Source organism: Vibrio sp. 378, assembly GCF_033339435.1.
Map to the genome: position 1 here is coordinate 1 of NZ_JAWOUO010000308.1, position 855 is coordinate 855.

The 855-nt window shown below is 50.9% G+C and carries 1 protein-coding gene; it reads right to left on the reverse strand.

The window, feature by feature from the left end; translation table 11 throughout:
- The coding region (gene murA / locus R7Q48_RS25900) for a UDP-N-acetylglucosamine 1-carboxyvinyltransferase (RefSeq protein WP_318133042.1) at nt 1-855 on the reverse strand (855 nt) is incomplete at both ends.

The window sequence follows — 855 nt, forward strand, 5'->3', positions numbered from 1 at the left end:
AACGTCACCACAAATAACCGTGTTACCTTCAATCTCCGCTTTCGCCCCCATACGCATCAGCTCAGGCACGTGCATAAAGCGGTTTTCAAAGATAGTTTCAGTGATCACGCCGCCGCCTTTCGCCATCATGTTCAGCAGAGTAAATTGCGCTTGCATGTCTGTCGGGAAACCAGGGTGAGGCGCAGTGCGAATACTTACTGCTTTTAACTCACGGTCTGTCATATCAACAGAGATCCAGTCTTCGCCTGTCTCCACCAATGCGCCCGCTTCTTCTAGCTTCGCTAGAACCGCTTCAAGCAAGTGACCGTTGGTATTACGACAAACCACTTTACCGCCAGATACCGCTGCAGCTACTAGGAATGTCCCCGTTTCAATACGGTCTGCTACGACACTGTGCTTGCCGCCACCTAAGCGCTCAACACCTTCGATAGTGATGGTGTCTGTACCCGCGCCAGAGATTTTCGCGCCAAGTTTATTTAGGAAATCCGCCGTGTCGACGATTTCAGGTTCGCGCGCTGCGTTATCTAACGTTGTGGTACCTTCAGCCAGAGCTGCTGCACACATGATGGTAATGGTCGCGCCAACGCTCACTTTGTCCATCACGATGTGCGCGCCTTTCAGACGACCATCAACTTCAGCTTTCACGTAACCATCTTCAAGTGTGATGGTTGCGCCTAGTTGTTCCAGGCCAGTAATGTGCAAGTCAACTGGACGTGCGCCGATAGCACAACCACCAGGTAGAGAAACTTGACCTTGACCAAAACGAGCCACAAGTGGGCCTAACGCCCAGATAGAAGCACGCATGGTTTTAACTAAATCATAAGGAGCGCAATATTCATTGATGCTGCTTGGATC